General features: G+C 73.4%; 12 protein-coding genes. 4 read left to right on the top strand and 8 right to left on the bottom strand.

The genetic code is table 11. The annotated features are described in order from the left end of the window. Window positions 1-341 precede the first annotated feature (341 nt). The 4 genes from fusA to ACFV18_RS32520 form a co-directional block, all read right to left on the bottom strand. Window positions 342-2423 carry an elongation factor G gene (gene fusA / locus ACFV18_RS32535; RefSeq protein ID WP_380488919.1) on the bottom strand — a complete coding sequence of 694 codons (2082 nt, stop codon included), beginning with the start codon at window positions 2421-2423 and terminating at the stop codon, window positions 342-344. 492 nt (window positions 2424-2915) lie between these two features. Beyond that, entirely contained in the window at window positions 2916-3320 is a 405-nt protein-coding gene (locus tag ACFV18_RS32530) for a hypothetical protein (protein WP_380488917.1), read from the bottom strand. A 93-nt stretch (window positions 3321-3413) separates the two neighbouring features. Continuing rightward, window positions 3414-4172 (bottom strand): VC0807 family protein, encoded by a 759-nt coding sequence (locus ACFV18_RS32525; RefSeq protein WP_380488916.1) that lies wholly within the window; start codon window positions 4170-4172, stop codon window positions 3414-3416. Between the two features lie 173 nt (window positions 4173-4345). After that, a complete protein-coding gene (locus ACFV18_RS32520; protein ID WP_380488914.1) occupies window positions 4346-4978 on the bottom strand; it encodes a TetR/AcrR family transcriptional regulator in 633 nt (210 codons plus the stop codon). Window positions 4979-5305: 327 nt separating this feature from the next. Here ACFV18_RS32520 and bla point away from each other — a divergent pair, with 327 nt between their 5' ends. Further along, window positions 5306-6322 carry a class A beta-lactamase gene (gene bla, locus ACFV18_RS32515; protein WP_380488920.1) on the top strand — a complete coding sequence of 339 codons (1017 nt, stop codon included), beginning with the start codon at window positions 5306-5308 and terminating at the stop codon, window positions 6320-6322. A 174-nt stretch (window positions 6323-6496) separates the two neighbouring features. On the opposite strand, the gene ACFV18_RS32510 is transcribed toward bla, so the two are convergent. The 3 genes from ACFV18_RS32510 to ACFV18_RS32500 all read right to left on the bottom strand — a co-directional run bounded on the left by ACFV18_RS32510 (window position 6497) and on the right by ACFV18_RS32500 (window position 9139). Then, window positions 6497-7294, bottom strand: coding sequence for a DUF1684 domain-containing protein (locus ACFV18_RS32510; RefSeq protein WP_380488913.1), 798 nt, complete (start codon window positions 7292-7294; stop codon window positions 6497-6499). 111 nt (window positions 7295-7405) lie between these two features. Continuing rightward, entirely contained in the window at window positions 7406-8269 is an 864-nt protein-coding gene (locus ACFV18_RS32505) for an acyl-CoA thioesterase (RefSeq protein ID WP_380488912.1), read from the bottom strand. 183 nt (window positions 8270-8452) lie between these two features. Further along, window positions 8453-9139, bottom strand: coding sequence for an alpha-ketoglutarate-dependent dioxygenase AlkB family protein (locus ACFV18_RS32500; RefSeq protein ID WP_380488910.1), 687 nt, complete (start codon window positions 9137-9139; stop codon window positions 8453-8455). Between the two features lie 202 nt (window positions 9140-9341). Here ACFV18_RS32500 and ACFV18_RS32495 point away from each other — a divergent pair, with 202 nt between their 5' ends. Continuing rightward, complete coding sequence (locus ACFV18_RS32495; protein ID WP_380488909.1) at window positions 9342-10145, top strand: MBL fold metallo-hydrolase; 804 nt, start codon at window positions 9342-9344, stop codon at window positions 10143-10145. A 223-nt stretch (window positions 10146-10368) separates the two neighbouring features. Here ACFV18_RS32495 and ACFV18_RS32490 read toward each other — a convergent pair whose 3' ends face one another. Continuing rightward, window positions 10369-11148 carry a transglycosylase family protein gene (locus tag ACFV18_RS32490; protein WP_380488907.1) on the bottom strand — a complete coding sequence of 260 codons (780 nt, stop codon included), beginning with the start codon at window positions 11146-11148 and terminating at the stop codon, window positions 10369-10371. A 631-nt stretch (window positions 11149-11779) separates the two neighbouring features. Here ACFV18_RS32490 and ACFV18_RS32485 point away from each other — a divergent pair. Both ACFV18_RS32485 and ACFV18_RS32480 read left to right on the top strand, forming a co-directional pair. After that, complete coding sequence (locus tag ACFV18_RS32485; protein ID WP_380488906.1) at window positions 11780-12640, top strand: hypothetical protein; 861 nt, start codon at window positions 11780-11782, stop codon at window positions 12638-12640. Window positions 12641-12654: 14 nt separating this feature from the next. Beyond that, complete coding sequence (locus ACFV18_RS32480; RefSeq protein WP_380488905.1) at window positions 12655-13401, top strand: hypothetical protein; 747 nt, start codon at window positions 12655-12657, stop codon at window positions 13399-13401. Window positions 13402-13444: the final 43 nt, after the last annotated feature.

Here is a 13444-nt window from a genome sequence, read left to right as displayed (position 1 = left end):
CGCCGCCGCGGCCCCCCCCGGCGGCCCTCCCCCGCCCGCCGCGCGCGGGTGGGGGGGGCGCCGCCGGGCGGGGGCCCGGCCCCCCCCCCCCCCCCCGCCCCCGGCGCTGCCTTCGACGGCCTGATACCTACTGCCCGACCACAATCGGCACGCCGACCTCATTGTGTCCGGCCCGAACGGCTTCCTGCATCGCTTCCGCAACCCGACTTCGTCAGCCGCATCTCCGGCCACGTCGAAACGGACACCCGTACCTCTCCAACCCGGGTCTGGTAACCGCCTGACGGCGGGCCCATACAGGCGTCCCCGCCCGGGAGTTCCGGGCGGGGCCGTCGCACGAGCCGTTACTCCCGGCGCGGGGCCGGGGCGTAGCCGGCCGGGTGGGTGGTGAAGGTGCCGCGGCCCTGGGTGCGGCTGCGCAACGCGCCTGCGTAGCCGAAGAGTTCGGCGAGCGGGACGGTCGCGGTCAGGGTCGCGCCGCGGGCGCCTTGCGGTTCGGAGCCGTGCACCCGGCCGCGCCGGGCGTACAGGTCGCCGAGGACGCCGCCGAGGCTGTCCGGCGGGACGGTCGCGGTGACGTCCACCACGGGCTCCAGCAGTACCGGGATGCCGCGCCGCAGCGCCTCGCGCAGGGCGAGCCGGCCGGCGGTGCGGAATGCCAGGTCGGAGGAGTCCTTGACGTGGGTCGCCCCGTCGGTGAGGGTGACCCGGACCCCGGTGACCGGGTGGCCGAGCGGGCCGTCCGCGAGGGCGTCCCGGCAGCCCGCCTCGACGGCCTGCACGAACTCCTGCGGGACCCGCCCGCCGGTGACGGTGGAGCGGAACTCGAAGCCTTCCGTGCCGGGTTCGCCGAGCGGTTCGACGTCGACCACGATGTGCGCGAACTGCCCTGCGCCGCCGTCCTGTTTGACGTGCCGCAGAACGAGTCCGGCGACCGCGCGGGAGAGCGTCTCGCGGTAGGCGACCTGCGGCCGGCCGACGGTGACCTCCAGCCCGGAGCGGCGGAGCTTCTCCACCGCCACCTCCAGGTGCAGTTCGCCGAGGCCGGACAGCACCCGCTGCCCGCTCTCCGGGTCGGTCCCGACCACCAGGGACGGGTCCTCCTCGGCGAGCCGGAGCAGCGCGACTGCCAGCCGGTCGGTGTCCACCGAGCTGCGGGCCTCGACCGCGACGGTCACCACCGGGTCGGCGGCGACGGCCGGTTCGAGCACCAGCGGGGCGCCGGGCGCGCACAGCGTGCTGCCGGCCCGGGCGACCTTGGGCCCGATGACGGCGACGATGTCGCCGGCCACCGCCGTGTCCGTCTCGGTGTGCCGGTCGGCCTGCACCCGCAGGATGCGGCCGATCCGCTCGGTGCGTCCGGTGCGCGCGTCGAGCACGGTGTCCCCCTTCCGTAGGATGCCGGAGTAGATCCGCAGGCCGCTGAGCCGCCCGGTGGTGCTCGCGTTCACCTTGAACACCAGTGCCGCCAGCGGCTGTTCGGGATCCGCCGAGCGTTCCTGGACGGTGCCCTGCCAGTCGCCGCGCACCGGCGGGACGTCCAAGGGCGAGGGCAGGTACGCGGTCGCCGCGTCCAGCAGCGGCTCGATCCCGCGGTTGCGGTAGGCGGAGCCGCACAGCACCACCACCGCCTGTCCGTCGGCGGTGAGTTGACGCAGCGCGCCCGCGAGGGTGTCCGCGCCGAGGGTGCCGGTGGCGCAGTACTCCTCCAGTGCCGCCGGGTGCAGTTCGGCCACCGCCTCCGCCAGCGCCTGCCGCCGGCGTTCCGCCTCCGCCGCCAACTCGACCGGCACGTCGGAGACTTGTACGCCGTCGGCACCGCCGGGCCGGTCTGGCCAGGTGAGCGCGCGCAGCCGGAGCAGGTCGACCACGCCGGTGAACTCGCCCTCCCGGCCGATCGGCAACTGCACGGCCAGCGGCGCCGGGTGGAGCCGGTCCCGGATCGAGGCGACTGCCCCGTCCAGGTCCGCGCCGGGCCGGTCCATCTTATTGACGAACGCGATCCGCGGCACCCCGTGCCGGTCGGCCTGCCGCCACACCGACTCGCTCTGCGGCTCGACGCCCGCCACGGCGTCGAAGACCGCCACCGCGCCGTCCAGCACGCGCAGCGAACGCTCCACCTCGTCGGCGAAGTCCACGTGCCCCGGCGTGTCGATCAGGTTCAGCCGGTGGCCGTCCCAGTCACAACTGACCGCCGCCGCAGAGATGGTGATGCCACGGTCGCGCTCCTGCGGGTCGAAGTCGGTGACGGTGGTGCCCTCGTGCACCTCACCGCGCCGGTGGGTCGCCCCGGTCAGGAACAGGATGCGCTCGGTGACGGTGGTCTTCCCGGCGTCCACGTGCGCGAGGATGCCGAGGTTGCGGACGGTGGCGGCCGCGGAGGCAGAAGTGGTGCTGGGGGTGGGGAGGGTGAGGTCGGTGCGCATGGCCCGGCGCCTTTCGGGATTCGGTCCTGGAGTGGGCAGCGCGATTCACGGCAGCACGAGCAGCACCCCCGAACCCACCCCCGGGCCCGTCCTCGACCGGCGGCGCAGCACGAAGACGGCGTGCGGCACGGCAAGGAGACGACAGCGGGTGTGAACGGCCCGCCGACAGTGGCGGCGCGACCGCAGGACGCCCACAACGGGCGTACACAGCACGGAAGTTGGGTGGAGCTCGCGGTCCTTACCGGCGCCGGCCGCGCAGCGGGCGCCGGCCTGCCGAGGACACCAGGATCACCTCGAACCGCGACGGGGGAACGACAACAGCGGCGGTACGCACGGCTGGCCCCTCCCTCTCCACATCACGGTGTGCCCCGGCCGGCCATCCGGCCCGGGCGTCTTTCGGCGAGCCGAGTCTAGGGGGCCCGGCGTCCGCCGTCACCACATTTTTGGTCGACCGTATCAACATGTCCTCACGCAGGCCTGGTTGACGGTACGTCAGTCCCACACGATCGAGCGGATCGTCATGCCGGCTGGCACCGGTGGAACGTCCAAATATTCATCGACCAGGCCGTTCACCACGCCGCTGGACTCCCAACCCGCCGTCCAGGACTCGCAGGTAGCGGCGTCCGCGCTGGTGCACACGGCGACGGCCTCGGCCAGCAGCTCCGCCAAGTCCAGTGTCTCCGGGTGGAGTTGCACCCGCACCCAGGCCACCTCCGGCAGTTCCGCGATCCGGGCCAGACCGGCGGCCAACTCGGCCAGCGGCGGGCGGCCGTAGCCCCACTGGTTCGGCGCCAGCGAGTCCTCGACGGTGTTGCCCGCGAAGAACTCGGCCAGCGAGAGCAGCGGCAGTACGCCCTCCGGGCCGGCCTGCTCGATCACATCCTCGACAGCAATCATGCCGCCGATCCTGCCACCGCCCGCCGACACGACAACGGCCGCAGCGGCGACCCCGGCACCTCCGCGCCGGGGCCGCCGCACCAAACCCGCAACTCAGACCAGCAGCCCGTTCCGCTTCACGTACCAGGTGTGGAAGCCGATCATTCCGCCCAGCACCGCCAGCCACTGCAACGCGTTCACCAGCGGCACCGCGCCGAGCGGCAAGGTCAGCGCGAACCCGACCCGGATCAGGGCGTCCAGGGCGAATCCCGTGCCCCACATCACCGTCAGCAGGCGAATGTGGCGCCGAAAGGACGGGTCGTAGTCCCACTGGCCGATCCAGGCGTCGGCGCCCGCCGGGCCGATCTTGGCGGCGACCACCGCCCGGGCCGCGCCGTACATGAACGGGCGGCGGGTCAGCAGACTGCCCAGCACCCACACGCCGATCACGCCGAACACCCAACTGTCGCGCACCAGCAGCACCCTGGGGCTGCCCGTCACCGCCGACAGCAGCGTGCTCACTGCGATCAGCAGGAGGGTGAACACCGGCATCGGATCCAGCCGACGGTTGCGCACCAGCCCGTAGAGCAGCCACGGCAGCGCGGCCAGGCTGCTCAGCGTGATCGCCAGCCACTGGCCCGCGCCCAGCCCGAGCAGTGTGTAGTACCCGCCGAGCGGGATCGCCAGCTCGAACACCAGCGCCTTGGCCGCCTGCCGCCACCCACGTGCCGCCCGCTGCTTCGGCGTCGAATCGTCCCCCGCCAGCGCCGCCCAGTCCACCTGCCCGTCCGCCGTCCGCGGCAGCTCGGCCGCGCCCCCGCCAGCGGCGCCGGTGACGGCGGGACCTGCGCCGGCCGCACCCCCATCGACCACGCCCCCGCCAGCCGTACCCGCACCCGCAGCTGCACTCGCGCCGGCCTCAACACCCGCCCCCGCCAAGCCCGTTCCTGCCATGCCTGCCCCCGTCATGCCTGCCCCCGTCATGTCCGCCCCCGTCACGCCTGCTGGCCTCGCGTCCTGCCCCACCGATTCCGGCTGTTGCTCGCTCATAGGTCCTCCCCCGGCACCCGATGCACTTCCATGCAGACCTCCGCCGGGCGCACCGCCCGGTCGAACAGGTCGGCCAACTCCCTTGCGCTGGCGGCCACATCCATCTCCGGCTCGCGCAGCACGCGGACCAGGACCGCGTCGATCGCCCCCCGGATCGCCGTCACCAGCACCTTGGCGTCGAAGGGGCCGTACTCGCCGTCCGCCTGGGCGGCGCGGACGATGTACTCCTGAAGGTCCATCACCGCCCGGCGCCCTGCCGTGAACTGGCCCTCTGTGTCGTCGCCCTGGCCGTTCAGGATCTCCACCAGCGCGGCCAGCTCCCGGGGATGCGCGGCCGCCAACTCGACGTTGGACTCGATGTACGCCCGCAGGCGCGCCCGCGGGCCCACCGCCGCCTCGATCCGCGGACGCATGTACGCCTCGGAGACCTGCATCACCTCCGCGATCACCTCGCGCAGCAGGTCGTCCTTGCCTTTGAAGTGGTACGAGATCATCCCGGTGCTGCTCAGCCCCGCATGCTTGGCGATCCGCGCGAACGAGGCCTTGGCGTACCCCACATCGGCGATCACTTCGATGGCCGCCTCGACAATCTGCCGCCGCCGCGCCGATTCGGTGAACGTGCGCCCCACGGGAGCACCCCTCTCTGCTCGCCCGAGCCAGCTCTTGCTTGCCCGAGCAAAAAGCTATCGCCGATTGCTCGCCCGAGCAAGAACCTGTACGACCGAGCAATCACGCCGCCGCCCGCCGCGCCGGTTGACGCACCGTCGAACTTCCAGGCGGGACGGGGGCTGTCGCCAACCCGATTGCCCGGTTGCCAAACATCGAGCGCCGCACTTAAAGCCATGCACATGACATAAGACCCGCCCGCCGCGAAAGAAACTGCTCCAGGTGGGTAAGCACCACAGAACGGGCAGGCCCGGACGAGAAGCCGCCGACCGGAGGGAGCCCCCGTGGCCGTGCACCCGCGCATCGCCCGACGCCACCTGCTCACGGCCGCCACCGCCGCAGCCCTGGCCACCGTCCTCCCGACCGCCGGAAGAGCCGCCGGAAGAGCCGCCGGAAGAGTCGCCGGAAGAGCCGTCGGAAGAGCCCCCGGAAAGGCCGCCGGGAAGTCTCTCGCGGCGGAGGACGAGCTAACAGCCCGACTCCGAGCGCTGGAGAGCGAACACCGCGCGCGGCTCGGGGTGTTCGGGTACGACACGGGGTCGGGCGCGGCGGTCCGGTACCGGGCGGGCGAGCTGTTCCCGATGTGCTCGACGTTCAAGCCGCTGGCGGTGGGGGCGGTACTGCGCGGCGGGTACGACCTCGGGCTGCGGGTGCGGTACACGCGGGACGACGTCACCGCAGCCGGCTACGCGCCGGTCACCGGCCGGCCGGAGAACCTCGCGGGCGGGCTGACGATCGCCGAACTGTGCGCGGCCGCGATCGAGTTCAGCGACAACGCCGCCGCCAACCTGCTGCTGCGCCTACTCGGTGGGCCGACGGCCGTCACCCGTTTCTGCCGGACCCTGGGCGACCGCGTCACCCGGCTCGACCGCTGGGAGCCCGCCCTGAACTCCGCCGAGCCCGGCCGCACCACCGACACCAGCAGCCCGCACGCACTCGCCCGCAGCTACGCCCGTCTCACCCTCGGCTACGCGCTCGACCCCGCCGATCGCCGGCTGCTCACCAACTGGCTGCTGGCCAACACCACGGGCGCCAACCGCCTGCGCGCCGGGCTGCCGTCCGCCTGGACCCTCGCCGACAAGACCGGCACCGGCCCGTACGGCACCGCCAACGACATCGGCCTCGCCCGACCGCCGGGCCGCGCCCCGATCGTCCTCGCCGTCCTCACCACGAAGGCCGCCCCCAAGGCCCACACCCATGCCAACGCCAACGCCCCCGACCGGAGCCCCGCCCCCGACCGAAACGCCGCCCCCGACGAGCCCCTGATCGCCGAAACGGCCGCCCTCCTCGCCGCCGCCCTCACCTGACCACCGACCGACCCACCCGCCGCCCCACCTGCCGACCCGACCGGAGCCCCACCCGCCGACCCGACCGGAGCCCCACCCGCCACCCCACCCACCGCCCGGGCCCGAACGCACCCCGGCCCCGGCAACAGAGCCGGGACCGGAGCCGGGCCGGAGCCGGGGCCGTCCTACGGAAAATCAGACAGTGACGACGTGCCGCTCGCCCGCCTCGACCGAGACGGTGAGCCGGTTGCCGGGCGGCGGGAACGGGCAGATGAAGTGGTCGGCGAAGGCGCACGGCGGCAGGAACGCCCGGTTGAAGTCGAGCACGGTGTTCCCGTCGGCATCCGGCGCGGGCAGCGTGATGAACCGGAACCGGTAGGTCTCCCGGCCGCTGGTGCCGTCCGCGATGACGCCACTGAGCGGGCCGCCGGAGCGCCCGGAGCCGCTGACGGTCAGCGTGTGCGGCTGACCGGCCAGCGTGAAGGCGACCTGGCCGGTGACCGTCATCGGACGGGCCTTCCCGTCGGCGTTCTCCACCACCAAATCCTGCGCGCCGCTCTCGAACGGGGTGAACACGGCGGGCACCGCCCAATCGGGCGCGTACGGGAAGACGGAGATCCCGCCGAACGAGGCCCGGCTCGGCGCGTCGGGGTCGAAGACGCGGAGGGCGAGTTCGCCCTCGCGCTCGATCGGGACCAGGCGCAGCGCGTCCAGCACGGCGATCTGCGCGCCCGGGTCGGTGTCGGGGCGCAACGCGACCCGTCCGGTCACCTCCTGCTGCTCGCCTTCGAGCCGGACGCCGTCGCCGGCGGCGAGTTCGGCGCACACGGCACCGCTCTCGGCCCACCAAGTCCCGGGCAGGCCGGGCAACTTCGCCGGTTCGGACTCCAACCAGTGGGTGCCGGTCAGCGCCAGCGGGCCGTGCGGGGCGCTCACCGCCGCGCTCCGGGACTCCGTCCAGTGCTGCCACGCCTCGGCTGCGGTGTCGGTCATCGGACTGCCTCCAAGTGGGGCTCTGGTTCGGGCACTTGCTTCAGCTGGACTGAGGCTGGACGAATCCGGACTGAGTCTGGGCGAGTCCGGACGAGTGGTGGAGGGCGCCGGTCAGCGCCCGGCGAGCGGCCGGAACAGGCCCTCCTGCATCACGGAGACCACCAACTGCCCCTCCCGGTCGTAGATTTCGCCGCGGGCGAGGCCGCGCGCGGCGTGCGCGATCGGCGACTCCTGCCGGTACAGCAGCCAGTCGTCGGCCCGGAACGGGCGGTGGAACCACATCGCGTGGTCGAGCGAGGCCATGTCGAAGTTCCGTTCTCCCCATAGGGGTTCGACGGGCGCGCGGACGGCGTCCAGCAGGGTCATGTCGCTGGCGTAGGTGAGTGCGCAGACGTGTATCAGCGGGTCGTCGGGCAGCGGGCCGTTGGTCTTCAGCCAGACGCCGCTGCGGGCCTCGACGCCGTCGAGTTCCTCGCGGCTCCACTTGAGCCGGTCCACGTACCGGATGTCGAAGGGCTGGCGGCGGCTGATGAACGGCGGCAGTTCGCCGAGCCGGGAGCCGACCTCGTCCAGCGCGCTCGGCAGGTCCTCGGGGGCGGGGACGTCCGGCATCGGGAACTGGTGCTCGATGCCGCCGGGTTCGGGCTTGTGGAAGTCCGCGGTCAGCGCGAAGATCGACCGCCCGCCCTGGATGGCCAGCACCCGGCGGGTGGTGAAGGAGCGTCCGTCCCGGATCCGGTCCACCTGGTAGACGATCGGGACGCCGGGAACGCCGGGGCGTAGGAAGTAGGCGTGCAGCGAGTGCACCGGCCGGCCCTCGTCCACCGTGCGGCCCGCCGCGACCAGCGCCTGGCCGGCGACCTGCCCGCCGAAGGTGCGTTGCAGCGCCTCCTCGGGGCTGCGGCCGCGGAAGATGTTCAGCTCGATCTGCTCCAGGTCGAGCAGGTCGACGAGCTGATCGACGGGGGTTCCCATGTATGTCGCTCCCTCTCCGGGCGGCCGGGCGGGGCTGGGTGTGCCGCCGGACGCCTGTTCCGTCCAACACAAGTCTCCGCGCCCACCGGGAATTCCCGCCCTCCGGCACGCGGCACGCCCACCACCCGGACGGGCCACCACCCGGCCCGGCCACCCATAACTCCGGACAGGCGGCCGCACCCGCTACTCCAGGCCGGACTGCCGCACCGTGATGTTCAGCCGCCCCACCAGCCCGAGGTCCGGGTCTGCGGTGCCCCGCAGCGTCCGCACCACGCCGTGGTACGCGAACCGCATCGGGCCGCCGAACACCAGCAGGTCGCCGCTGCGCAGCTCCAGATCCGTCCAGGGGCGGGTCCTGGTCTCCGTGTTACCGAGCCGGAACACGCAGCTGTCGCCCAGCGACAGCGACACCACGGGCGCGTCCACCCGCTCATCGCGGTCCCGGTGCAGGCCCATCTTCGCGCCGTGCGGGTAGTGGTTGACCAGCGCCACGTCCGGTGCGAACCCGGCCGCGCCGGCGATCTCGCCGACGCCGGCGCCGTACGCCTCCGCGACCGCCCGTCGGGCCAACTCGCCGAGGTGCGGCGGGAACGCCTTCACCGGCGCACCGTCCCCGTCCACCACGGTTCGTGCGTATCCGTACGGGTACCAGTGCCAGCCCAGGCACACCGTCCGCACCGACATCACCCCGCCGGTCGGCAACGTCACCGTCCGCATCCCGGCCGGCGGACGCGCCCACTCCCGGCACGCCGCGACCAGCTCCCGTTGCTCCCCCGCGCCCAGCCACCCCGGCACCAGCACCACCCCGGGCGCCGGCTCCTCCCGCTCACGCCCGAACAGTTCCCCGGCGAACACCCCGCCACCACTCACCCCTCCATGCTCCCACCCCCACCCCGAGGCCCTCCCGACTCCACCACGCCCACCCCAACCAGAGGCCCTCCCGACCCCACCACGCCCACCCCCAACCAGAGGCCCTCCCGACCCCACCCCGAAACAGCCGCCCCACATGCGGCAGCCCCCGTCCCGTTCGACCCTGGGGTGAGGGGCGTTGCCGGTTGGCGGAGGAGGCGCGATGCATCCCCTGGAGTTCCGGGCGGTGGATCTTCCCGAGGAGTCGTCGCACCAGGTGGCGGTGCTGGTGCTCGGGCAGCACCAAGCGGTGCTGATCGGTACGGGGCTGCGGCTGACGGACGGGCGGCGGCTGGCGCGGGAGGTCGCGTCCTCGGGGCGGCGGCTGGGCGCCGTGCTGGTGCCGGACTTCGCGCCGGAGTACTGGCTCGCGGCGGAGGTGCTCCGCGACGCGTTCCCGGAGGCCCGGTTCCTCGCGCCCACACCCGTGCTGGCCCGGATCGAGAGCGATCACCTCGCCGTGCACGCCGCGTGGGCCGGTCTCGGGGCGGAACTCCCCACCCGCCTGGTCGGGCTGGAGCCGCTGGCCGACGACGCCGTGGAACTGGAGGACCACCGCCTGGAGGTGCGCGGCGCGTCCCTCGGCCTGCCGGACCGGCATTACGTGTGGGAGCACCGCAGCCGGACCTTGCTCGGTGGCCCGCTGCTGTGGCTGAACGTCCACCCGCGACTGGCCGACACCCCGCACGCCGCCCAGCGCATCGCCTGGATCGAGCTGCTGGACGAGATCTCCGCCCTCGACCCGCAGCGCACCGTCCCGGGCCACCGGTACCTCAGCACCCCGGTCCCGAACCACGTCCCCGATCCGGTCGTCTGGACCGGCGACTACCTGCGCGCCTTCGAGACCGAACTCGGCAAACCGGTCGAGCCGGACGCGGTGCAGGCCGCGATGCTGCGCCGCTTCCCGTCCGCCGCGCTGCCTGCCACCGTGGCACCGGGCGTCCTCGCGGCCCTCGCCCACCCGTAAGCGGCCGCCCTCGCCCACCCGCGACCGGCCCTCGCCCACCCGCCACCGGCCCTCGCCCACCCATAAGCAGCCCTCGCCCACCCGCCACCAGCTCTCGCCCACCCGTGACCGGCATCCCAGCCACGGAACGGCGGAAGCCGCCACCCCGACCAGCGGGGTGGCGGCTTCACGCCGACAGGGGGGATCAGCGGATCCCCGTGGAAGCGGAGCTCCCGGGGGTGTCTCAGACGTTCAGGACCTGGCCGGGGAAGATCAGGTCCGGGTTGCCGCCGACGACACCGGAGTTGTTGTTGTACAGCGCGTGCCAGTCGACGCCGAGGCCGGCGGCGATCTTGGACAGGGTGTCACCGGACTTGACGGTGTAGGTGTTGACCGCAGCGCCGGACTTGTTCGTCCCGGTCTGCTTCGGGGCGTCCTGCTGGGCCTTGGGGGCCTGGGCGCGGGCCTCGGAGCGGGAAGCCTTGGCGGAGGTGTCCGCAGCGGCGGTGTTCGACTTCGCGGTGTTCGTCTTCGCGGTGTTCGAGGTGGCCGCGTTGTTCGACGGGGCCGGCTTCGAGGTGGAGGCCGAGGAGGAGGTCGAGGAACCGGCGGAGGTGTCGACCTGGGCCGGCGCGCCACCCTTGGTCAGACCGGCCTTGACGGAGCACACCGGCCAGGCGCCGGGGCCCTGGGAGGCGAGCACCTTCTCGGCGACGGCGATCTGCTGCGCCTTGGTGGCCAGGTTGGCCTGCGGGGCGTAGGCGGTGCCACCGAACGCGGCCCAGGTGGAGGACGTGAACTGCAGGCCACCGTAGAAGCCGTTGCCGGTGTTGATCGACCAGTTGCCGCTCGACTCGCACTGCGCGACCTTGTCCCAGGTCGCGACGTCGGCGGCGGAGGCCGAGTTGGCCGTGACGAGGCCGGCCACCGGGGCGGCGAGCAGGGCGCCACCGACGACAGCCGCGCGGATGCGGTTGCGCTTGGAGGCGGTGGTGGTGGCGGCAGTCTCGTTACGGAAAGTCATGAGATTCCTCTCGACATCCCCGGGATGGGCAGGCGGAACCAGACCCTGTGCAGGGCCGTGTTCGCTCGCCAAGTCCGGTGGGCGGCCGTGCACGTGTCGGACGTGCCGCTGCCGCCCCGGCCACCTGTCCGCATCCCCGGCGGCGGCTGGCTGCCGTCGCGCCGGTGGGCGCAGGGTCCGGTTCCGGGGTGAGCCGGGGCGGACCGTTGCGTCGGGGGTGAACCCGGGAGGTGCTCGTTGCACCGGCCATGAACCTACGAGCCGGTGCACGACGTGCCAAACAGTTTCGGGTTCTCCCAGGTCAACGCGGGGTTACCGGGGGTATCGATCAAGCAAATCCAGGACAAATGTCCACTTTGTCCGCTTTTCCCAAAGTCATTCCCTATGCGGATATGGTCCCGGTCACAGTTTGGGTGGTGTGAGGTCGGGCACAGCGTCGACAGATAGCGACGCCCCGCACACACAGGGCAGTCAGAAGCCGCGCAAATTTCGTCGTCCGGACGCCCACCCGTGACCCCAGCCACAACCTCCCGTTGGTAAAGGCGGTCGGCGCGCCCCGCGCCGCGCACCCGGAAGTCCCGCCGGGCGCACCCAGAACGTCAGGGCGAAACGAGGAGTCTTTGTGCCGCGCATGCTTCAGGTGAGCGAGGACGTACGTGCCGAGATCGGCGACGACGAGGCCGAGGGCCTGCTGGCCGGAGCGCACGCCCCGGACGCGTACAACTGCACCTCGTGCCGACAACCGGGCGACTCGCTGCGCGAACCCACCAGCACGGTCCTGTTCGTCGGCGAGGAGACCGCGGTGCTGGCCTTCGCGCACGCCCGCTGCATCCCGTCCCAGGTGGTGCCGGTGGACGAGCAGCAGCTGCGCGGCGCCGTCGCCTCGATCAGCCAGGGCGCGGCTGCCCCCGAGCCCCGGCCGACGGCACCCGTACCGCCGCAGGCCCAGCCCCGGCCCCAGCCGGTCGCCCAGGTGAACATCCCGCAGCCGATCAACCCCGCACCGCCCGGTCGCCCGCAGCCCGCCGTCCTCGGCGTGACCTGCGGCATCGTGCTGTGCGGCGACACCCAGCAGGCCGCGCTGGTGATCGAGCCGACCGGGCCCGTCGGACGGCCGGGCAGCACCAGCGGCGAGGACGAGTTCCTGTCGCTGCTGACCGAACACGGCTTCCAGCTGATCCCGGACGTCAACCGGGCGCCGTCCCGCCCGCGGGCCGGCTGGTCGGTGCTGATGGCGATGGGGCAGTTGCACGCGATCCTGCAGCCCTCGGCGACCGGCGGCTCGGCCGCCTGGTGGCAGGCCCACCAGGCGCTGCAGGTCACCCCGGCGTGGCGGGCCGCGGCGGCCCGCAAGTCCGAGGTGCTCATGTTCGCGGTGCCGGCCGGCGCGGTCGGCCGCCAGCCCCGCGAGGACCTGCTGCGCGTGGCCCTGGACCGGGCCGCCGCCCGCGGCGTGCTCGCGGCGGGCATGCTGCCGCTGGCCGGTACCTGAGCGGGGGCGCGCCGATGACCGACCCCGTGAACGACCCGGCCGCCACCGGCTCGTCCAGCAGCGCGTCAACCCTGGCCGCCCGGGCGGGGGTTGAGGACGTCCGGGGCGGCGGCCCGGCCATAGGACTGGGGGCGGTGCCCCCGCATCCCAAGCCGGTCTCGCTCGTTGGCTCCTACGTGTACAGCTACGACCTCGCCTCCGCCGGCCGTCCCTCCTCCCCCGCCGGCCGGTCGATCCCCGGCATGCGCCCGTCCTACGACGCGGAGCACCCGGTGTCGGCCACCCCGATCTACGACTCGCTGTACTCCGAATACCGGCGGATGTTCCGCGCGCTGCCGGGCGACCGCTCCGGCGAGGAGGTGCTGCGGTTCACCGGCTTCGCGGTCCGCGACCAGCAGCCGCGCGAGGCGGCGGCCGAGCGGCACGAACCGGCCCCCTACCCGCAGCAGCAGCTCCTCGCGGCCCGCGACCAGCAGCCGCGCGAGGCCGTGGCCGAACGGCGCGAACCGGCCCCCTACCCGCAGCAACAGCAGCCGTCCTTCGAGACCTACGCCGGACAGGCCCAGGGCGCGCCGCCATTCATGCCCTCTCAGGGGTCCGGCGCGCAGGCGAACGGCCAGGGCTGGGTGGCGACCGGCTACCTCGGCCCGTCCCCGCAGCCCCCTGCGGCCCCGGCGCCCGCCGCCGGCCCGACGGCCCCCGGCCCGGCGGGCGGGCGGCACCGCTCGGTGCTGTCGCTGCCCCCGGGCCGGGACGCCTGACCGCGCACGCCATACGGCTGTGGGCCGCGAGACACCCCCGGTG

The organism is Kitasatospora sp. NPDC059673 (assembly GCF_042734215.1).
Lineage (GTDB): Bacteria > Actinomycetota > Actinomycetes > Streptomycetales > Streptomycetaceae > Kitasatospora.
This window is presented reverse-complemented; position numbering and strand designations above follow the sequence as displayed.